This window comes from Pseudoalteromonas amylolytica, from assembly GCF_001854605.1.
GTDB classification, from domain to species: domain Bacteria; phylum Pseudomonadota; class Gammaproteobacteria; order Enterobacterales; family Alteromonadaceae; genus Pseudoalteromonas; species Pseudoalteromonas amylolytica.
In genome coordinates, this window is record NZ_MKJU01000025.1 from 906883 (window position 1) to 927917 (window position 21035).

The 21035-nt window shown below is 42.8% G+C and carries 17 protein-coding genes; 7 read left to right on the forward strand and 10 right to left on the reverse strand.

Annotated elements, in window-relative coordinates:
- The first annotated feature begins 73 nt into the window (after positions 1 to 73).
- The 5 genes from BET10_RS10515 to BET10_RS10535 all read left to right on the forward strand — a co-directional run bounded on the left by BET10_RS10515 (position 74) and on the right by BET10_RS10535 (position 6122).
- Positions 74 to 1348 carry a hypothetical protein gene (locus BET10_RS10515; protein ID WP_070985500.1) on the forward strand — a complete coding sequence of 425 codons (1275 nt, stop codon included), beginning with the start codon at positions 74 to 76 and terminating at the stop codon, positions 1346 to 1348.
- On the forward strand, positions 1335 to 1886 hold the full coding sequence (locus tag BET10_RS10520) for a condensin complex protein MksE (RefSeq protein ID WP_070985501.1): 552 nt from the start codon (positions 1335 to 1337) through the stop codon (positions 1884 to 1886). Before BET10_RS10515 ends, BET10_RS10520 begins: the two co-directional genes overlap by 14 nt.
- Complete coding sequence (locus BET10_RS10525) at positions 1883 to 4675, forward strand: ATPase (protein WP_070985502.1); 2793 nt, start codon at positions 1883 to 1885, stop codon at positions 4673 to 4675. Before BET10_RS10520 ends, BET10_RS10525 begins: the two co-directional genes overlap by 4 nt.
- Positions 4676 to 4739: 64 nt before the next feature.
- Positions 4740 to 5291: a DUF4136 domain-containing protein gene (locus BET10_RS10530; protein WP_070985503.1), complete on the forward strand. Its 552-nt coding sequence runs from the start codon at positions 4740 to 4742 to the stop codon at positions 5289 to 5291.
- Between the two features lie 126 nt (positions 5292 to 5417).
- Positions 5418 to 6122, forward strand: a complete 705-nt coding sequence (locus BET10_RS10535) for a substrate-binding periplasmic protein (protein WP_070985504.1) — start codon at positions 5418 to 5420, stop codon at positions 6120 to 6122.
- Positions 6123 to 6310: 188 nt separating this feature from the next.
- Here BET10_RS10535 and ggt read toward each other — a convergent pair whose 3' ends face one another.
- A complete protein-coding gene (gene ggt / locus BET10_RS10540) occupies positions 6311 to 8053 on the reverse strand; it encodes a gamma-glutamyltransferase (RefSeq protein WP_070985505.1) in 1743 nt (580 codons plus the stop codon).
- 320 nt (positions 8054 to 8373) lie between these two features.
- On the opposite strand from ggt, the gene BET10_RS10545 reads away from it, so the two are divergent.
- Positions 8374 to 10434 (forward strand): dockerin type I domain-containing protein, encoded by a 2061-nt coding sequence (locus BET10_RS10545; RefSeq protein ID WP_070985506.1) that lies wholly within the window; start codon positions 8374 to 8376, stop codon positions 10432 to 10434.
- Between the two features lie 67 nt (positions 10435 to 10501).
- The gene (locus BET10_RS10550) at positions 10502 to 11128 is read left to right on the forward strand and encodes a cohesin domain-containing protein (RefSeq protein WP_139158555.1); all 627 of its coding nucleotides are present in this window, start codon (positions 10502 to 10504) and stop codon (positions 11126 to 11128) included.
- Positions 11129 to 11234: 106 nt separating this feature from the next.
- On the opposite strand, the gene BET10_RS10555 is transcribed toward BET10_RS10550, so the two are convergent.
- The 9 genes from BET10_RS10555 to BET10_RS10590 form a co-directional block, all read right to left on the reverse strand.
- Entirely contained in the window at positions 11235 to 11486 is a 252-nt protein-coding gene (locus BET10_RS10555; protein ID WP_070985508.1) for a hypothetical protein, read from the reverse strand.
- A gap of 63 nt (positions 11487 to 11549) precedes the next feature.
- Positions 11550 to 12146, reverse strand: coding sequence for a type 2 periplasmic-binding domain-containing protein (locus BET10_RS10560; RefSeq protein WP_170829131.1), 597 nt, complete (start codon positions 12144 to 12146; stop codon positions 11550 to 11552).
- Positions 12147 to 12413: 267 nt separating this feature from the next.
- Complete coding sequence (locus BET10_RS21980) at positions 12414 to 14258, reverse strand: glycoside hydrolase family 16 protein (RefSeq protein ID WP_070985510.1); 1845 nt, start codon at positions 14256 to 14258, stop codon at positions 12414 to 12416.
- A gap of 315 nt (positions 14259 to 14573) precedes the next feature.
- Complete coding sequence (locus tag BET10_RS10570) at positions 14574 to 15746, reverse strand: prohibitin family protein (protein WP_083330502.1); 1173 nt, start codon at positions 15744 to 15746, stop codon at positions 14574 to 14576.
- Entirely contained in the window at positions 15743 to 17401 is a 1659-nt protein-coding gene (locus tag BET10_RS10575; protein WP_070985511.1) for a cyclic peptide export ABC transporter, read from the reverse strand. Before BET10_RS10575 ends, BET10_RS10570 begins: the two co-directional genes overlap by 4 nt.
- Positions 17402 to 17532: 131 nt before the next feature.
- The gene (locus BET10_RS21475) at positions 17533 to 17706 is read right to left on the reverse strand and encodes a hypothetical protein (protein ID WP_170829132.1); all 174 of its coding nucleotides are present in this window, start codon (positions 17704 to 17706) and stop codon (positions 17533 to 17535) included.
- Positions 17707 to 17777: 71 nt separating this feature from the next.
- Positions 17778 to 18329: a YcjF family protein gene (locus BET10_RS10580; RefSeq protein ID WP_070985512.1), complete on the reverse strand. Its 552-nt coding sequence runs from the start codon at positions 18327 to 18329 to the stop codon at positions 17778 to 17780.
- A 208-nt stretch (positions 18330 to 18537) separates the two neighbouring features.
- Positions 18538 to 19893 (reverse strand): serine hydrolase domain-containing protein, encoded by a 1356-nt coding sequence (locus tag BET10_RS10585; protein ID WP_240503669.1) that lies wholly within the window; start codon positions 19891 to 19893, stop codon positions 18538 to 18540.
- A 124-nt stretch (positions 19894 to 20017) separates the two neighbouring features.
- Positions 20018 to 20980 (reverse strand): TauD/TfdA family dioxygenase, encoded by a 963-nt coding sequence (locus tag BET10_RS10590; RefSeq protein WP_070985514.1) that lies wholly within the window; start codon positions 20978 to 20980, stop codon positions 20018 to 20020.
- Positions 20981 to 21035 lie beyond the last annotated feature (55 nt).

The window sequence follows — 21035 nt, forward strand, 5'->3', positions numbered from 1 at the left end:
TACATTTATGCGCTACGGCTAGAAGTAATTAATTTACCCTGCATGTCACAAAATTGATACAAACTGGAAAGTTATGATCCCAGCAAAAAAAGTATTGAATACCCTCAATGAACACTGGGGTGTGTTAGAGCTGCTTTTTAAACGGTTTAAAATGACCGATTTCAGCCTGAAAGATGTTCAAAACATCATAAAGAATAAAAACCCTCAGTGGACCAGCGAGCGAATATTCAGAGAAACTAACCGCTTGTTAAATCAAGAAATAATAATTCCATTGGCGAAGTCTTCACAACTGGAGATCAACCGAGCTGTGGCTGATTTTGCCAGCTTTTTGTTACAAGAAGAAGACTTAGGTTTAGCCGAAGAAATTACCGTTTTAGTTAAGGATTTAGAGCGCCTAGGAACACGCTTACAGCAAGCCGGAGACGAAGGTGATTTTAGCGAATTACGCCGTTTTAGCCGCATTATGGATGAACGAGTTCGTAAGATCGTGAAATTATTTCAACATAATGAAAGCGCTATTTTTAATATTGTTGAACAAGCAAAGTCAGATAACAGCAACCTGTCTTTGCAAAAACGTTACCGTGCTGTGATTGAAGCGTTTGATGAGTACATCGAACCCATGCTAGAAATGGTCGACATTCGCGGACAGTTTCATGCCTGCTTCGCTGTTATCGAATCGCAGATTAGTCACCAAATAGACAGCATTGAGCTGTTTGGACGAGGCGCTCACGACAAGCGCATGTTAGAACAGTTACGCACACGCATTTTAGATATGCATCTAATCGGCCGTGAAAGCTTGCGTAAAAGTGCTGATATGTTGATGCCGTTGCGTGAAGAATTGCGTCGTAACACGTTAATAACAAGGCAAGCAGCTAAAGTATTGGGGCTTATCCGCAAAAATGGCGTTGATCGAATGCTGACATCAGTTCAACCTGAATTTGTCTCTGATATACAACGCTTTTCACTTGGACAAAAACGTCATATGGTTGCTTATATGGCAAGCTTGGCCCAATTTGAGCACGACGATTACCAGTTACCAGACCAAACAGATGTGCCAGCCTATCACAGTCCGAACATTCCAGATTATCAAGATGTGCACACCGCATTCGCCCGTACATTTGCAGACAATGGCAATAAACGCCAAGCTTTACTGGGCTTTTTAACATCCCAATACCCAAGCCTCGACGCTGACGAAATGCTGTTTTTGTATCAAAAGCTAGTCAGTGACCAAGATTTTGAATTACAACAAGATAATGAACGCGCCAAGGTGACTATTAATGAACACACCTTTGCACTTTACCCGTTCAACGCCAGTACAGTACAAGAAACACACCATGACACAGATTAATTTATCAGAACTGACAGAACTGCACGCTATCAATAAAAAGCTAGTGGGCGGTTATCACATCAGTGAACAAGACACCACGCTGTGGCAACAGCTTGATCAAAATATTGAAGCCTATCAAGCACTTTTTAGCGCCTTAGGACATGATTTACAGCACGATAGGCGCGGTTTTTACTATCTCGCAAGTGATGAAAGCACACCTAATATGGGGAAGATATCGCGCGCTATCGCGCTGACGGTGTTTATTCTTATCGAACATTACGCGAATCAGGGCAAAGACCCATTACGCGCGCTATTTGACGAAGTGGCAGATCTTGAATTGATGCAAACTCTGGTGCAATTGAACAAACATTTATTTGATCAATTAGAGATTTTCTCTGGTTCAGACTTGCGTAAAGATGTGTATTTAAGAATGGTCAGGTTAGGCCTTGCCAAAGAGGTTGAACAAGGTTTCATGCATTTGGCACCCATTTATCGCTATATCGACGCGTTGATGGAAGTGAACGAAGATGGTTTTGATGCCCTTGAGGATGAAGTATGAGTAAATTATACGGGCTAAGTAAATTAGCGTTATTGAACACAGCAGGCTATGCAAAATGCGTTATTCCGCTTGATAAAAGCGCCTCGATTTGCGCGCCAAACAACACGGGTAAAAGCTCCGTTATCAATGCCTTGCAGTTTCCGCTTATCAATGATTTACGTTTAACCGAATGGGATGGCCACGATTTAGAAGAAACCAGAAAGTTCTACTTCTCAACCGATCAATCCTATATTTTATTAGAAGCCAACCTGCCCCATGGTGATGTGGTGATAGGCGTAGCCGGCCTTGGTAAAATAGCGGGATTTGCGCACCAGTTCTTTTGTTACTCAGGCAAATTGTCATTAGATAACTTTACCGAAGGCAAAAGCATCATAAAGTATACAAAGCTTTTCAAGCATCTTGAATCACAAGGCAAGAAGCCAATCGAACTTAAAGCCCAAGAGCTCAATGCGCTGTTAACAGGTGGTGCGACTCCATTTGACGGCGACGTGAACCTTAAGATGATCCCACTTAACAATGTTCAGGATGCAGCAATTTATAAAGAGATATTCCGCCGCATTTTAAACCTGCACAAGCTAGGCGCAAGCGATGTAAAACGCTTTATGTTGAGAGTTTTTGAACGTCATATGTCAAATTCTCGGGTAGACTTTTATGAAGTGTGGCGACGTGCATTCGATAAAGTAAATCGATCACGTAGAGAGTTAGCCGCGCTTGAGTCCATGCAAGAGCCTATTTCAGCACTTGAAACCATGCTTGAAAGCGAAGCCACAATCAAAGGTAAACTTGCAGCGTATGCGCCAAAGATTGACGTGGCCTTGGTTGAGTATGATCAATATCAACAAGAACATATGGCTGAACTTAATGCTAAATTAGAAGATATAGAGCAAGAAAAGCATGACTTTGAGCAAAAACAACAGCTTTACTTGCAACAATCTAGAGACATTGAACGCCGTCAAACGCAAATAGAGCAATGGTTTCTTGATTACCATGCCCTCAAGTCAGAGTTTGAGCTGACTAATCACGCTACATTGAAAACCAATTTACAACTGTTGAAAAAAGAATATGAGCAGTTGTCGTTTTCAATCAACAGTGCGCAAGGCCAAAGCCTTCACACCCTAGACTATCGCATCAATGAAACGCAAAAACAGATCAAGAGCTTGAAACTACAACTCAAAAACCTCGAGTTCAATCTGTTTACGCGAATGCGTGAAGATCTGTCTTTGAAAGAAGTAGAAGAGATCTCTCGTATTCTCAATCCTGATTTGCTGTCTTTTGCCACAACAAATCAAGGGGATATCACCATTACCGATGACGAGGCGTTTAGTGAGTTTTTAGAGAAACTCTCTGCAAACGTTAAAGGTGGTGAGTTAAATGTGCCAGGCGCGACTATCAAGCTCAAAAAGCTCAGTCCAGTACAGATGCAAAGTGGTGAAAATAAAGAGCAACTCAAAGCACAGTTAGATGCTCTACAACAGTCGCTTGTTGAGTTTAAACAACAGCGAGAAGTGGCTGCAAACGTCGCGCAAAAGCAACAAGAGCGTGATGCCTTGTATGACGAGTTGATGGGATTAGAAAGCGCTTTGAAACGCTTTGAACAATATCAAACCATGTTGCAATCGGTTGAAGCACAAGAGCTATTGCGTGAACAGCTGACGGCGGAGCGAGAGCAAGTAGATGAGTATTTACAAGACGTTCAGCGTAATGCAGGGTCAATTTCAGATAGACGTTCAATCATTAAAAGTAAGCAAGACTTACTATCACGTCAAAGCGATCGTTTACGACAGGTTAAGTCAGAACGTATTGATCACACATTGGATATCTTCAGCGGCAAACAAGCGCCCTATCCTGTCGATGTGAAGCTCGATTTTGATAATTTGGCTGAGGTGGTTCACCAATTCAACAAAGAATGCAATGAGCTAAGAAACCTTGCAGTAAACGTGCGTAATACCTATTTGCACATTTATAACGCTGGCATTACCAAGTTTGACAATGAAACAGACGAAAACAGTAAATATGCCAAACTAATCAGTGCGTATCATAACCTGGACAATGAACGTGATGCTGTAGACCGTCAAGCGCGAGTGGCTTTAACTGAGGTTGCAGCAACCATCAAAGGTCTGCGTGAAGATTTGGACAGATTGCGCCGCGAAATGAACAGCTTCAACCGTGGCATAAGCCAGCATCGTATCTCAAATTTACAGTCATTCAAGATTAATATTATTCCTCGTAAAATGCTTGTAGACAGTATAGATACCATCATCAGCACTTCAGATAATTACGAGCAAGGCGATAATTTTGATCTCTTGTCTTCGCAACCAAGTGATGAAAAAGCGCTTAATGAGGCTAAAGATCATTTGATTAAGCTCGCCAGTGACAAAGCTGGTCTAACGTTAACGGATTTATTTGATATTCGCTTTGAGGTGGTTAATCGCGCTGGCGAAACAGAGCATTTTGACAAGATTGACTCCGCGGGTTCTAACGGAACACGTATTACAATCAAGTTGTTATGTGGTATGTTGTTTATACGTTACTTGCTGTCAGATCAAGAGCAGGCGCTTTATCGTATACCCATATATATCGATGAAGCAGCCGACATTGATCCACAAAACCAAAAAGCGATTATTGAAACCGCGTTAAGCTTTGGCTTTGTGCCAATTTTTGCGTCGGTTAAACCGCAGATTAGTTGCGATTATATCGTTCCTATTCGTAGCGTTAAAAATGGCAGTCAAAACTGGGTTGATGAAAAAGACTGGATTGAAGTGGAACATAGCACAACTCAAGCAGTCTGATCTTACAAGACAAGATTGTTTAGGCCAGTTACAAAAATATAGGCTGGCCCAAGGAGATATCATTATGTTTAAAAAGTTATTTATGACATCGGCATTGTTGCTACTGAGTGCCTGTACAAGTTTACCTGATTGGGACTATGATAAATCGGTCGAATTTGCCAACTATAAAACCTTTGCATGGGCACCTGATGCTAATTTAAAATCCTCAACTAATGACTATCAAATCAATGACTTGATGGAAAAGCGTGTGCGCAACGCCATCACACAAAACTTATCAACCCAAGGCATTACCTTAGTTGCCGCTGATAAGGCTGATATGTTAGTTAATTACCATGCATCTGTTGAGCGCAAAATAGAAGCAGACACACTGAGCACCAGCTATGGCGTGCGCTGGAATTACTGGGGCTGGGGTGTACAAACGCATACCACAACCAGAGAGTATGATGTTGGTACATTGGTTATTGACGTAATCGATAACGCTTCAAAACAGCTCGTTTGGCGCGGTGCTAAAGAAGGTCGATTACGTACCAAGCAAACGCCTGAACAGCGAGATGCTTCAATTAATAAAACGGTTACTGAAATATTAGAAAACTTTCCACCAAAACCTCAGTACTAATACCACAACAGAATAAACCAGGCAGCTTGTCTGGTTTATTCTACATTTTCTCGCGCCACACATTTACATTAGCTTACTTGAATACATCAGACTACACTTGATGATGTTTTCTTCTATGAGTTTGTTATGTTTAGGTATCTCGGTGTTGCTTTAGTGTGCTGTTTCTCTTCACCTTCTTATTGCGCTAATTCGCAACTGAGTGTGTTCACTGAGCATTTCCCTCCTTACACAATCGTTACCGATGGACAGGCCCACTCAGGCATTGCCTATGAGTTAGTTAAAAATGCGTTAGACATTGCGAAAATTGATAGCTCAATTGAGGTAGTTCCATGGGCACGAGCCTATGAACTCACACTCACACAACCCAATGTGGTGCTTTTTTCAATGGCTAAAACGCAGCAGCGAGCGCCTTTGTTCAATTGGCTGTACAAGTTCACAACCCTTGAATATAGTTTTTATTCCAATCGTGATACTGATGTTGAAATCAACTCGGTAAAAGACGCACTTGCCTATAGCACAGTTGCCATTAGAGGCAGCTACGAAGAAACAATATTGCAGTCCATGGGATTTGTTGTTGGCATTAATCTAGTGCTCGTCACCGATATGGACAGTGCGTGGCAAATGTTGGACAAAGGGCGTGTAAAAACCATCTATGCTTCTCACATTCCAAATCATCGACACACCGCAGTCAAGATCAGTTATTTTCGCCACAATGAAGTAGTACGCAACCAAGAGCTTTATGTGGTTGCAAGCTTAAGCACACCAACCAGCACCGTAAACAAACTCAAGCAGGCGCTACTTCTGGCACATGCTCAGATGAAAAGCGACTAACATCTCATAACTTTGCGGTTCTAAAACGGAAATATTTAGACGCTGTGTTGTTAGTTTAAGGGTTCTATTCAACATGCTTACATTTTTTGTCAATACACCGCAGTCATTATAGTTACATATTTAACTGACCCAACCCCAAAGTAAGTAATTGAAGTCTGGGTCAGAACGAATCCCTCTGACCAAACGGTTTAATATCCTAAAGCAGCGCTATCAGCTCGGCGCGGGTCGGATGCTCCAAACAACCCCTTGTCGGTTACCATGATAGTTTGTGTTGACCCCATGGCGCTTTTTTCTGACAGTTGATGGCCTTTAGCCTCCAACAACCTACGCGTATCAACATTTAAGCTTTTTTCTATGCGAATTTCATCAGGTAGCCATTGATGGTGAATGCGCGGTGCAGCCGTCGCTTCTGCAATATTTAACCCATGGTCAATAACATTGCTAATAACTTGTAAGGTCGTGGTGATAATGCGAGAGCCACCAGGGCTGCCTGTGACAATAAAAGGCTTGCCATTTTTCATTACGATGGTCGGGGTCATTGAACTTAGCGGGCGCTTGTTGCCTTGCACAGCATTGGCATCCCCCCCTACCAAACCAAAGCCATTGGGCACACCTGGCATTGCAGAAAAATCATCCATTTCGTTGTTCAACAAAATCCCCGTACCAGCGGCAACGATGCCAGAACCATAACTGAAATTGAGCGTATAGGTGTTGCTGACCGCATTCCCCCATTTATCAACTACCGAATAGTGAGTGGTTTGGTCACTCTCATAGGGAAGTAGTTTGCCGGGCTTGATCTGTGCGCTGGGCGTTGCTTTGTCCGCATGAATTTGTTTGCTCAGATGCTTGGCGTAGTTTTTATCTGTCAGTGCTTTGAGGGGGACGTCAACAAAATCTGGGTCGCCCAAGTATTCACTTCTATCCGCATAGGCACGTTTCATAACCTCAGCCAGTAGATGGATATTGGCCGCACTGTTATGGCCAAGTTCTCCCACTGGATATAGTTCAAGCATATTGAGCATCTCAATGATATGCACCCCACCTGATGATGGGGGAGGCATAGAAATAACCTCATAGCCGCGATAAGTACCCGACACAGGTTGCCGCTCCACAGCTTTATAATTTTGCATATCTTCTAAGGTCATAATACCGCCAGCAGCTGTGACCGCTGCAACAATTTTCTCTGCGGTTTCACCCTCGTAGAAGCCTTTGCTACCATGTTTGGCAATCAGCTCCAATGAGCGCGCTAAGTCACCTTGCACCAGCCACTCATTTGGTTGATAGTTAGAACCATCTTGCTTGTAAAATACCGCCTTTGAAGCGGGAACCTCTAACATACGTTCTTTTATAAATGGATGAGAAAGAGAATTGGCTAGACTGGACGTGACCTTGATACCTTTTTTGGCTTGCTGTATCGCTGGTTGAATAACCTGACTGAGCTTCATGGTGCCATATTTTTTGAGTGCTAACTCCATACCCATCACTGTTCCGGGAACGCCTACTGCAAGACCGTGAGCAAGGCTAAGTTTGGGGTCAACGTTGCCTTCTTTGTCTACGAAAATGTCTTTGTGAGCGGAGCTTGGCGCCATCTCCCGGTAATCAATAGCAATGGTTTTGTTCTCTTTGGCTAAATGAACCAACATAAATCCGCCACCGCCGATATTGCCAGCTCTAGGTAACGTTACGGCCAAGCTAAACCCTACAGCAACCGCAGCATCTACAGCATTACCACCTCGTTTGAGTATTTCAACACCGACCTGACTGGCCAGTGCTTCTTGACTCGACACCATACCATGTTCAGCCCATACCGGCTGTGCTGTTGCCATGGAGCTGTAAATCGGTGACTCATCGGCAAACGCCCTACTACCAATCGCTTCACCCACGCATAGCAATACTGCGCAACACCAAAGCAATGCCTTTAACTGATGCATAACGACTTCCTATTTGTTTTTTATTCTGCCAAGCAGTGTGGCACGAAAAAATTGCCTAAACAATGTACTTGCGTTTAAGCCTCTTAAACAGCGAAAAGGCAGCGTAATTCAAAATATTTATTAAAAAACAGTGCCACTACGGTAGTGAAGCAACACAGGTTAATTTCAACCACCTGTATTTATTATGGAGACAAAGGGGCGTTCTATGGTATATTTTCATTCACAAAATGAACCCTACGTTCAAGGCTAACAGCTTATATTCTCGGTTCTTTTTGTATCAATATAATTAAATCATAAAAAATATAAGGAATGTTTTATTTATGATCACTTTACCACGCATTTTGTGCTCAGTATTAACCCCTATCCTAGCTACGTCAGCAGTTACTTTGTCATTGATGGCACACGCAGCAACCCCAACCCCAGATGGCGATGAGGCTACGGTATATAGAACTTTTTCGGTTTACACTTCATCAATACCTATTTCCACTGCGTTAAACAACGGACATATATTGGTTTCATGGATGGAATACCTAGGAGATTCAGGTGGCGGAGAACTGCGTATCTATGCAAAACGGGTTCAGCAAGATGGCAGTGCTACTGGTACCTCTATTGTCCTAACAATTGATCAATGGACCAGAGTATCGACCGCTAATCCTTTGTACTCTGTTGTCGAACAAGCTGATGGTACACTCATATTCACATGGAGTTCTAAGGAATCAGGTCTAGAGCGGGTTTATGCACAGCGTTTTAGCGCGACTGGTAGCAGTATTGGCAGCAAGTTTTTAGTGAGCCAGCCTTCTGAACACAGCGCCAATGATCCTTATGTTGAAACATTTAGCGACGGAAGATTTATGATCGCTTGGGCAGGTCAACCAACCAGTAATGATACTCAGCACATATATGCACGATATTTTAACGCCGATGGTTCACCTGATGGCAATGTTTTTCAGGTAGATGTAGATGCTGGAAATTTTCAGGGAACCGATCCTATTATACGTAAGTTTGCTAATGACAGCTTTATTGTCTCGTGGCGTGCAGGCAACGGCGGCTACATAGTTAATACCCAGCGTTTATCCGCGGGTGGGTCAAAAGAAGGACCACTAGATTCGATAACTACCCCTGATGATAGAGTCTTATATGATAACGCGACATTGGCTAATGGTAATTACGTTGTCACTTGGAATGAAGCCTCTGATATATACGCCAAGGTGTATAACAGTGATGGCACGACAAACATTGATAAGTTTCGCGTCAATATAGATGTTGATGGAATGCAAATCTATCCAAATGTTGCCAGCACCTCAGATAGTGGGTTTGTGATCGCTTGGTCCGGTGATGGTGTTTTTGCTCAAAAGTTTCATTTAGATGGTTCTCGAGATGGTGAAGAGTTCAGAATGAATCAAAGTACCTCTGGTGTATTTCACGCTCCATCCGTAGTAAAAACCCGCAACAATGGCTTCGTAACAAGCTGGCGAGTATTCAATAGTTCAGGTAATAGAGACACCGCTTATCGTATCCGAAAGTTTATAGGCGATGCGCTACCAGTTGACCTAAACTCCGACTTTAGTAACTTACCCAATCAACTGTATCAAGGAGACAGCATTACCATGAACATAGATGTTAGTGGTGAAAATCTCTATGGCGTCGATGCAGTCCTAACCTTGGATAACACCAATACACTAAAAATCACCGATGCTAGCTATGCTGACTTTATTGATGAAAATGACAGCATTGGCCCACCAAGCCAGTTTACCAATGGGCAGTGGCTAGGTGCACGGAGCTTGAAGGCACCTGACAGTCCTAAAACAGATCAAGGCACTTTTGCTACCGTTGTACTAAGCACCGACCAAGCAGGTACTGCCAACCTAACATTAAGAACACAGTTAGTTGATCAGCAAGGTACCCTATTGCTAGATAAAACATCCACACATGCGATAACGGTTAAAGAAGCGTTGCGAGTGACAGGAAATGTCGCGCACTTAGTTACTAACGGCAATTATGATGGTGTGCGTGTTTATATTAACGGTGTACTTGTACACATAAACGCCGATGGCAGTTTTGAGGCACACACTAAACCGGGCGAAGCAATTATTCGCATTGAGATTAATGGCTTTTTACCTGCTGAAAAAACGCTACAACTGGCTGAAAGTGACTTATCAACAGAGTTAGGTGCAATAACTCTGGTTGGCGGAGATGCGAATAACGACGAACAGATAAATATTTCAGATCTAACCTTGCTGTTAGCTGCGTACCGTAGCACAAAAGCCGACGGCCCTAATTATGTCTCAACAGCTGATTATAACCGCGACGAGCAGATAAATATTCAGGACTTAACCATTTTGGGTAGCAACTACGGTAAATCTGGCCCTCAAGGGTTATAACTTCAAACTTGGATTTGGGCTGCTGTGCATCAGCGCAAAAGCCCTCTATTTCTATAACGAGATTCTAATGAAAAGCATCGTATTTATTCTATCAATGATAACAGCCATGAATGCGTGGGCGACTGAAAAGGGCAAAGTATATCTTGTGACACCGAGTGAGCAAGTCAAGCTAGGTAGCGAGTTTTATATCGATATACAGGTTGATAATCTACCAGCATTATATGGCGTAGATTTAAAGCTTGAGTTCGACGCCCACAAGTTTGAGCTTATTGATCAAAACCCACGCAAAGAAGGCGTTCAAATCGAACATGGCAACTTTTTTGACAACGACAACTTATTTATCCTCCATAACTCGGCTGATGCAGGAACAGGCACTGCCGCTTATGTTGTGAGCCTAGTAGCGCCGGCTAATGAGGTCGAAGGCAGTGGCCGTATTGCCCGAGTGAAATTAAAGTCAACCTACCAATCTGGTCTAGCGCATTTTACTATTGCTTCTGCACAATTTGGCACAAAAACAGGTCAACTTAAGGAGTTTTCACTCGGACCTGCTCTATTATTTGACTTTAAACCTGAATACCGAGTGCCAGCACAGCCTCAGCAAGGCATCTCCTTTACCACCACTATTTTATTGTTCAGCTTGTTGGTTATTGCGTTCATATTTATCTGGTTTATCCGTCGTGGTAGAAACAAATAATTTACTTTTACGTAAACGTAACAACTTTCATAACGGCTTGGATTCTTACGTAATGGTAAACTAGTGAGTTAACATTATGGTGGCAATTCGATGTGTGGCTACATCTCTAGTTGGTAAGACTTTCTAGTTCATTAAGTATGCTAAGCGCTTCTTGTGAGTTGTTACCACACACCCACTCGGTTGCTTTAAAGTCATGGCAGACCTTGGGTCTTTCTGGTTTGCCAAATAATTTACAAAGATTATCGTCGGTGAGGTTTTTACAACGCTCACCTGCAGGTTTACCATCGGGGTGATTTGGAAAACTTGAACTAATACTTGGCGCGATACAACAAGCACCGCAATGTAAACGACATTCCATAAACCATTACCCTGACAATAAAGCGCCACATTGTAGCAGTTTTCATAGTATTTTCTAACTACATTACTGCACCGTTAAAAAACCACCTTCTGCGCGGGTCTGTATGATTGCTTTGTCTAACTTTTCAACTAACCCCTGATGCTTCTTGCTAAGCAAATGATAGCCAATTTTCTGCTGAATTAAGAATCGGTTATGGTATTTCAGCATCGTGTTTTTGGTGTAATCATCAAAAACAACGATGGCATAATCAATCTTATTTTGATCAAATATTTTCAAAAGTGTTTCAAAGCTGGTCAATTCCAAAATGCTAATCTCACTTCCTTCTAACAATTGGGCATAAAACTCATCCGCTGCAATGATCCCTAATGAGCGGTTAGCGTCTTTTAACACAGATAAGTCACAAGGCAGCTTGCTTTGACATAGTAACACGACGTCAATTTGACTGATTGGGGTGGGGACAACAATGATATTTTGATAATGGTCGACAAACTCTAAAGATTTAGCGGTGTCCGCGTCGATTGCTCCTTGGTCGAGCAATTTCAACGCTCTTTTATCATTGATTAATTCGAATTCGGGCTCAATGCCAATCTTTTTGTAGGCACTTGCCAACAATGGCACATAGTATTTAATAATGCCTTCATGTTCTACGTAACTTATCACGAATGTTTGCCCTACTGAGGCTTCTTCTGAGAACGAATAGTGGCAGACAAAAAGTAGTATAAATATCAAACCATATTTCATATCTAAATCAAAGCGCTCCTACTTTTTGGCCAATAAATGGGGTGTGCCAGTTTTAATCATAGACTGAACATACCTGACTAGTAAATAGGCACAAAAGTATAACCACATTGTTGCTGAAATTTTAGGGTGTGATTAGCAGTTAAAAAGGCAGCGCTGATAGCTGCCCTGAGGATGCCTACAAAAGGACTACATCCAAGTTGCTGGGGAAATCATAAAACTTTGCTGCGCTGTATCGACCGCACCGCCCGATTTTAAGTAGGTGAACCAATAACTCACTTCATCACCCACCTTTAAACCATCAATAACCAGCTCGTTACGACCGGAATTTTGAATCATGCGTACGTTTTGTTGTACACCATCATTAATTTGATAATGCACATCGGCCCAGTCACTGGTATTAACATAAAACTGAACGCTTTGGGTGCTCAGTTGTGTAATACCATATTCGGCGCTCACAACAGCGCAGCCATTAGCATCTACTTGAGTATCGGGCGCTGTATTTGGACACTGATCTAGCTCATCGCTTACGCCATCATTGTCACTATCTAGCGTTGTACTCGTTCCACCTCCAGTCCAAATGATGTCGTCAATGGCCATAGAAAACGGCGATTTGGGAATTTGTCCATCTACAGATAGGATACTAAAGTGACTTTTTAGTGACTGGAGCGCGATTAAAGGCCCAGCCAGCTCACTCACCGGGATCACAGCTTGTGCCCACTCACCGTTTCTAACCAATCCGTACTTCGTTTCATTAGCGGGAAAAGTTAGCCAGTTTTCATTGGTATAGGTATCACTAATACCGACTTTGAAAGCGACATTTGCCGGGATCTTAATTCTAAAACGCAGTTCACCCTCGGCAAAGGCACTCATGTTACTTGGCTGACGTGCTTGAATACCACCGCCAAACCATTGATTGGGTCTATAGTCCCACGCTATTACCTGCTCACCTTCAAATGGAGCAATGTTGCCTTGAGAAATTGAATTTTGATTCCAAACATAAATATCCGAGTCAACACCTGCTGTCAGCTTATTGTCTGTTTGCGTTAAGTCGGTAAATACGCCAAATGTCCCCTGCTCAGAATCACTGCTATTACCCACTTTAACCTCACCCATACCGTTGTACTCGTACACTCGTACATAGTCGACCACCATTTTACCTGGCAGTGGCGCTGTGACTTGATGGTTCATTTTTGCATCGGTAAAGTTACCCCCTACCGCGAGGTTCATGAGCAAGTAGAACGGGGCTTGAAATTCGTCTGATTCTTCGCTGATGGTAAAGGGCTGATCAAACATCGCGTATTCAATCCCCTGATCTTCAACCGTAAAACGGATAGTAGTATCGGTCCAATACAAGCGATAAGTAACAAAGCGGTCAGTGAGCGGCATCGTCGACAAGTGTGCGTTGTCGGTTTGCCACGCTACGCTTGCAGCACACGTGGGGTTAGCGCTGTTACAGGCAGCATCACTGTAGAAAATCAGGTTAGAACCTGTGTAGCTGTCGATATCGGCATTTGGGAAGCCGGCATCAATTCTTGCCTGCTCTGACTGCCCCATTTCCATAATATCTATCTCACCCTTTGCAGGCCACGATGCAGTGCTGGTACCCAACATCCAAATTGCTGGCCACAGACCCGTATCAACGCTTGATACTTTCATACGCGTTTCAACCATACCATATTGAACTGATAACTTACTTTTACTGTGGATCTTGCCCGACGAAAACGCCTTAGAGCCAATGTTTTCTTTACGTGCTTCAATCAATAAGCCTCGATTACCAGGTTCACCGCTAATGTCAGTAATTGACACATTATCGGAGTGATACCATTGTAACTCCTGATTACCCCAGCCACATATTCCTTGATCGCAACCATCCCCAATATCAACATTCCATATTTCGTTATTAAATGAATCAAAGTTATCTTCCCATAGTAGCTTCCCTACCGATGCCGACGCAGGCGCAACGGCACTCAGCGTGAGCGCAACTGCAGAGACAGCGACTAGATGGGTGTTCCGTGAAATATACTTACTCATTCTTTGGTTCCTTAACATGTTGTAATTTTGTGCTTAAGCAAACCTCACCATACTGCCAGCACAGATTGTTGTTATATTCATAAGCCCAGCTTTACCACTTCTCTAAGACCACATACCGGATACGGAAAGTTGTAAACAAACAAGCCAGACAACTTACAAAAAAGCAACATGTAAGCGCTTACACAAACAAGTAAAAGATTCACTGTAATTTTAAATTAATATAAAAAACACTGATTTAAAAAGGAAAAAATATAGAAATACTTTGTGAGCCTAGCAAGATGCCACCGAGGTATGATGCTCGGTGGCATTAACGTATTAGCGCGGTTCACCCACCTCTTCAAGTGGAATATGCGCGCTGGCGGTTGGACTGCGATATAAACTGTCTTTCGAGTTCGTCTTGGCATGTCCACTGGCGTCATTTGCTTTGTTTGGTTCCGCCTCTTTAGAATGTGCTTGAGTAGTAGCATGTGCGCTTGTTGGCACAGCTGTAGGGCCCAAGCTATTTTCGGTATTTAAGATAAGTGGCAAACCGTCTTTGCCGCCGCCAATTACCACTACTTTACTGTTATTAGACTTGGCAAGTTCAATGGTCGCCTCAATACCACGCCATCTCAAATATGTTTCTGAAATGCCGCCTGCCACTGTTTTTTGAAATGCAGCAATACCCTGTGCTTCAGTCTCTTTACGTTTAGCCTCTTTTTGAGCCACTTCTAATCGCATGTCATATTCTTGCTGTAAATAATGTTGATTAACTTTGGAGATAATCGCATTATGTACCTTTTCAGGTACATTGACTCTGCGGATCAATACATCATCTAAGTTAACCAAAGCATGGCCTTTCATATTACTAGCGGCGTCTTTAAGTATGGTTTGTTCCTGTAGCTTTAACTCTTCGAGTACCTTACCAAGTAACTGGCCTTGTACATCCATTCGCTGTTCACCATACACTTCTTCCGCAGTGTAGTTAGATACAATGACACGAACAGCTGAGCTTATCTCAGGGACCACCATCTCGTTGACATAATCAGGGCCGACAAGTTGATGAAGATAAGGCATGTGATCAACCACCGGTCGATACCGTACCGTCACATCTAAAGTGATCTTCAAACCTTGATTAGTGATTGCATGTATTTGCCTGTCTGCTGTTTGAAAGCGGCTGGAGTATATGGTCAGCTTATCCCACGGCATCACCAGCACGGTACCCTCGGTGAAGGTTTTGTCCAAGTATGTACCACCGCCAAGTCGTTTCCATAGCACCCCTACTTCACCCGAGTCGACCTTGATAAATACAACAGGCACCAACGCAATAATCAAAAACAGCATGATCAATAAGGTAACGCCCGCTCTAAAACGCCAAGATAAAATGCGCTTGCGTAACTTGGGGGAGTACCGCTTTAATACCCGCATGAACAGGTTTGAAATAACGATTACTAGGCAAACTCCGCCCAGTACCAATAAGCCTATATCCGGTGGAATAATTATGTTCATGAGGGCGCCCCCTCATTTTCAACGGTATGGTGTTCCATTAGTTGTCCTTCTACCATTTTTAAATGTACATCTGCCAAATGGAAGTATGCGTCATCGTGGGTTATGGCTATGACCGTATTACCTCGTGCTTTAAGCTTAGGTAGTACCTGTTCATAGAATTTACGTCTAAAAATTGGGTCCTGATCGGCGGCCCATTCGTCAAAAATGTACACCGGTCGGTTTTCCAAAATAGTGCTCAACAGCGCTAAACGCTTGCGTTGACCCGTGGATAAGTCGGTGGTACTAAACTCCGAGTTTTCTACACTAACCTTATTATTCATTTCTAAAAAGACTAACCAATCATCAATCTCTTGCTGGGAACTCACTCGAATACCATACAATTGCTTAAACAAATGAAAGTCAGAAAATACCGCTGTAAACAGGCTTCGATAACTGTCCAATTCAGCGCTGGACACACCGTGACCATTGAGCATGATTTGACCGCCTTGTAGCTCATACAACCCAGTTAACATACGAATGAACGTGGTTTTACCGCTACCGTTGCCGCCTGTGATAAAGGTGATTTGTCCAGGCTTGATAGACAAATCAACAGGGCCAACAAAAAATGGCCTGTCTCCTGCTGGACGATTATGCTGATAGTAGGCACCTTCGAGGCGTATTTCCTCAAAGGTACGAATGTCTGTAGCACGTGCCTCTTTATTTTTGCCACGCTGGGTAGCTTGTTTTAACTCATTTTCTAGCGCTAATACGTTATTGGCGGCTTCCGTAGCTGTGGTATAAATCGGAATCCCCCCTACAATACTGGTAATTGGACCGATTAAAAACAATGACGCGGTCGTCACTTTGATCACAACTTCGGTATAAACGTTAGATAACATTGGCACTAAAAACACCATGGCCCCCGTTGCAGCAAAGAAAGTGATTTGTGACAGCACAAAGTCCGTAGCAAACAATGTTTGGGTGGTCGTTTTGGCTTTTCTGGCACGCGTTGAATCTGCAATAAACTCTTGCTCTAGATCATCTGCCCGAGGCACACTTAGCTTCACCTCTTTAAAACCATCTAGCAAATCAGATAACCTTTGGATCAGCATGTTCTCGCTCTCGAATGAAAGCTGCATGTTTTTTTGGATTTCATTCGCACGCAAACGGTGAATGCTGGCACCAAGCATAATCAACACAGAAATGACCAAAAAAGCCACAAACGAGTGATAAGCAATATACAAGGACGTAAAAAATACCAGCGTGATAGATTGACCAATGATCACAAATAATTGAGCAGACTGAGAAATAGTCTGTAACTCTTTACTCAGTGTATTAAAAATACGTTCTTTACCGATTTTTTCCAGCGTTGATAGTTCGGTGTAACGCACACACTCAAACAACTCAACACGCAAGCCTGCAATGGCGCGTTCTACCGTTCTTGCAGCTTTAGTCATGAGTCGCTGCTGGGTTAAACCATAAATTGCGATCGTCAAACTGAATAAAGCCAGATAGTAAAGTATGTGATTTTCGCGATTTATATCAGAAATGTTCTCAGCTACATTATTGATTAAAGCGAGTACCAAGGCGTTCGCAAGGCCCGAGATACAGCCTAAAGCAACGAAGGTCCTTCTCTTTATTTTTATATTTCGACTAATTAAATCGTATAATACCATCTCATTATCTTTTCTTGTTTTTGTACTCAGCAGATTGTTATGTGCCTGAGACTATGCCTAAATTCCATGTAATTTAATGTAGGTACTACGCTTGGGCGTTGCATAACTACAAACTCGTACACTGCGCTTAGCTATTCTTCCTCCTCCTCGACAGGTTCTCTTCTTTTCGCTAAAAACAAAATTAGCAAACCTGCTAAAGGCGTAAATACCAAAGAGATCAGAAAGAATCCAACAGGTCCTGCAAACGTATTTCGCCCCCAGTAACCAGATAAAATACACAACCCTAAATACAGTATTACCAGCATCTTCAATTCCTTAAGTTAACAAGTGTGTGAGAAATAAACCAGCAGAAATCTGCTGGTTTATCAAGTTACTACTAACTAGCAGCATTCACTTGAGCGTCTTCATTACCTTTATCTTTACGATACTTCGCTGCCATTTCAGAAATGTCGCCCTTAATACTTGTAAGATTAAGGTCTAACAAAGTTCCGCCATGTTCAAAGTGTCTGATAAAAGTCGTGCCGACCGCATGTGAAGAAGCAGCTGAAACAACTGGCATAAATGCCAAAGCGCTCAAAGTGCCAAGTACAGGCACAGCTTTCAAAAAGCTGCTCAGACCTGCACCGCCAAGGGTTTGTGGGAATGAACCACCAATAACCGCAGTGATCGTACCGCGTAGTTTGTTCTCACTATACGATTGACCGTACACCTTGGCGATTTCGCCGATCATCTTCATTTGAATGCCTGTCAAAGCAACCAAGTCGACCGCTGGAATTGGGATCAATCCACTGCCAAACGACCACTTGGTATACTTATCGACAATTAGCTGTGCAACGGCTTCACGATTTTCAACCTCGACATGATTGGCATCCTGCTCGGTCTTCACTTCGTTTGCCTTTTCTTCCTTTGCTGTTTTTGTCGCTGTCATATTAAGTCCTCTATGATTTAGAATTAAACAGTTGTTAAACTTACCAAACTACGTCAAAGCCGTTTAAGCTTAGTCTTTAGCTTGCCCTTTTTCACTGTTCACCTCTGTAAGACATGAACAGTAATCCTTTGTATGTGCAAAAAATTTTCAGCACATTTATTGAAAACGAAATACAACTGCTCTATTTCCCTTTCGCCCAATTAAAAACTTACGCCCCGTCCAACACGCCCTGACAAGCTGTACTTCTATGGCTATCGCTATAGAAAATGATGTTTCTGATCTCACTTGAAATACAGTCAGATTCAGTACCCGTTTTAACGTAATTGCTAAACACCATGACTGACTGATCTCGCTCTAGCAGTCGGTTAAAGCTCGTGACCCATGAATATGGATAGCTGCCTGAATACTGTAAGAATTTTTCATACTGCCTTAAGTTTGTGTCATTGGGGTTCTGTGGACAGTCAGCCACCTTTCCGTATTGATTCGGGTCGATAAATGTTACAAACCAGCCATAGCCATAATATTCGCAAGATTCTGTGCTACCAGTGTTTGAGTAAGGTGCAAATGCCGCCAGCTTTTGCACATCGTCCAAAACCTGCGTGCCATACAAAGCCTGATCCCACTTATGCATATCCTCAACTGTTGAATACATATCACCTGCCGAGTACAACACCAGCGGGTTACTGTATGGGTTGACTAAAATATCTTCATATGGTGCGGGCCCACCTATTGCAGGTGGACGACCATTTGCCAACGGCAAATATTGGTTATCCTTGTAGATATAACCTGTTGTCATATTTTTGTAGATGCCAATAGCACTGAATGTGCCGCTTTCGGTCATATTAAGCGGGTCTAAGATTTGTTCTCTTAAAATATTTTCAAACCAGAACTCGCGATTAATATCCCCCTGTTGGCCCGCTGCTAGCTGCTCAATAATGTTACCTATCAAGTAGTAATTACAGTTGCTGTATTGATACTGAGAGCCTGGTGTAAAAGAAGGCGCATCACCTTGCTGTGTACATGTACAAAAGCGGTTGCTGAAGCCTTCAGGGCCATTTAAGTTGGTTTTACTGTCGTAGAGGAAAGGACGCCACCCGTAGTTGTCGTACACCTCCTCGTTATCACTGTAATTGTCAATGCCCGATGACATTGTAAGCAAGTGATGTAGTGACACATCCGCACATTGGTTTTTTGGATACCAAGGCAAATAATCACCTATTGTTTCAGTGCGCAAGTCTTTGCCCTCTAACATGCGCATGAGAATCGCTGCAGCAAACGCCTTGGTGTTCGAGCCGATCCGGTATTTAGATTCAACTGTGTTGTCAACCTCATACTGCATGTTTTGAGGTCCACAGTTAGCTTCATATACAACTTTATCAGCAGCTGTAACGTAGATGGTTCCAAAAAATACCATCTTGTTACAGTAATCATTTACCGTGGTTTCAATCATTTCTATCTGACTGGCTGTAATGGTGGTGTTTTTCGCAACGCTCTTTTTCTGTAAACAGGAGGCGAGTATCAAACTGATAAAACACAGCACCATAATTTTAAATCTTGAATGCATTAGCCGTTTCATTTTTATGTTTCCTTCAATGAGTATTTGTTATTTGCTAACTACATAACTACTAACAAAACCTAACCGCGCTTGAGTAAACAAGCTGAGCACGCGTTAGTCTGTACGTGAATACTTAACTAACAATTTTTGCCATACCGACCAGCACCTTTCTGACACCACTGTATGCCTGCCGGCCATGGGTATAAAGCATGTTATCTAGCAGTAAAATGTCATTTCTTTGCCATTGATATGAGAATGTTGCGTCTTTATAGACTTGATTTATCACTTGAATATCTTCATCCGCGATGGGACTACCATCACCATAATAAGCATTTCTTGGCAGCCGCTGTTCACCGATACTGGCGCGCATCAAGTCAGGCATTTGTCCATCAATACTGGAGCTGTGAAACAAGTGCGCTTGATTAAACCAAACCTTTTCGCCCGTTTGCGGGTGTGTTGCTACTGCAGGACGGTGCTGGCGAGTTTGTAGCCTGTCACCTTGCCACTCAAACTCAATATCATTTTCCTTACAGTAAGCTTCTACTTCCACTTTGCTTTGTGTCTGAAAAACTTCCTGCCAAGGCAAATCTATCTCGCCGTAGTTGCGAACATACATCACACCGAGGCGCTCAAATTTATCGCGTATAGACTCGGGTATGTTCTGGTAGACCACACGGCTGTCTGCAAGCGGCGTATCACCACCTGTTTTTGCCGGAACAACACAGAAAAAGCCCATTCGCATCGGCCAGCGGTTTGAGTAGGCATTTTCATTATGTTGTAAGATCACCTGATCGGCATGGTATTCAGTTGTGGTGTAAATATTGTTTCTCATTGCCGTACGTGGTGATGAGCGATATACATATTGACTCAAAGGCTCACCAAATATGGTTTCCAATATGGTGCTAAATTGATTACTGCTAACAATATTTAACCCTCTTAGCAGCGCAAAACCATCAGAATTAACCCAGTGATTAATCTGTTCGACATGGTCCTTCACCCAAGCTAAACCACTCTGTTTTTGTGACGACAGGTCATGGATCCGATGATCGATAACCTCGGAGCTTTTATCCATCTTTACTGATAGTAATTGATCCATTTTAATCCCATCCTTTTGTTAGATAAGGCCTACAATGTAGAACATATTTTTTACA

Coding starts and splice junctions, on each gene's coding strand:
- BET10_RS10585 (WP_240503669.1), bottom strand. CDS start 19,893: ATGCATTCAAGATTTAAAATTATGGTGCTGTGTTTTATCAGTTTGATA.
- BET10_RS10535 (WP_070985504.1), top strand. CDS start 5,418: ATGTTTAGGTATCTCGGTGTTGCTTTAGTGTGCTGTTTCTCTTCACCT.
- BET10_RS10575 (WP_070985511.1), bottom strand. CDS start 17,401: ATGGTATTATACGATTTAATTAGTCGAAATATAAAAATAAAGAGAAGG.
- BET10_RS10570 (WP_083330502.1), bottom strand. CDS start 15,746: ATGAACATAATTATTCCACCGGATATAGGCTTATTGGTACTGGGCGGA.
- BET10_RS21980 (WP_070985510.1), bottom strand. CDS start 14,258: ATGAGTAAGTATATTTCACGGAACACCCATCTAGTCGCTGTCTCTGCA.
- BET10_RS10550 (WP_139158555.1), top strand. CDS start 10,502: ATGAAAAGCATCGTATTTATTCTATCAATGATAACAGCCATGAATGCG.
- BET10_RS10520 (WP_070985501.1), top strand. CDS start 1,335: ATGACACAGATTAATTTATCAGAACTGACAGAACTGCACGCTATCAAT.
- BET10_RS10515 (WP_070985500.1), top strand. CDS start 74: ATGATCCCAGCAAAAAAAGTATTGAATACCCTCAATGAACACTGGGGT.
- BET10_RS10555 (WP_070985508.1), bottom strand. CDS start 11,486: ATGGAATGTCGTTTACATTGCGGTGCTTGTTGTATCGCGCCAAGTATT.
- BET10_RS10545 (WP_070985506.1), top strand. CDS start 8,374: ATGATCACTTTACCACGCATTTTGTGCTCAGTATTAACCCCTATCCTA.
- BET10_RS21475 (WP_170829132.1), bottom strand. CDS start 17,706: ATGCTGGTAATACTGTATTTAGGGTTGTGTATTTTATCTGGTTACTGG.
- BET10_RS10525 (WP_070985502.1), top strand. CDS start 1,883: ATGAGTAAATTATACGGGCTAAGTAAATTAGCGTTATTGAACACAGCA.
- BET10_RS10590 (WP_070985514.1), bottom strand. CDS start 20,980: ATGGATCAATTACTATCAGTAAAGATGGATAAAAGCTCCGAGGTTATC.
- BET10_RS10580 (WP_070985512.1), bottom strand. CDS start 18,329: ATGACAGCGACAAAAACAGCAAAGGAAGAAAAGGCAAACGAAGTGAAG.
- BET10_RS10530 (WP_070985503.1), top strand. CDS start 4,740: ATGTTTAAAAAGTTATTTATGACATCGGCATTGTTGCTACTGAGTGCC.
- ggt (WP_070985505.1), bottom strand. CDS start 8,053: ATGCATCAGTTAAAGGCATTGCTTTGGTGTTGCGCAGTATTGCTATGC.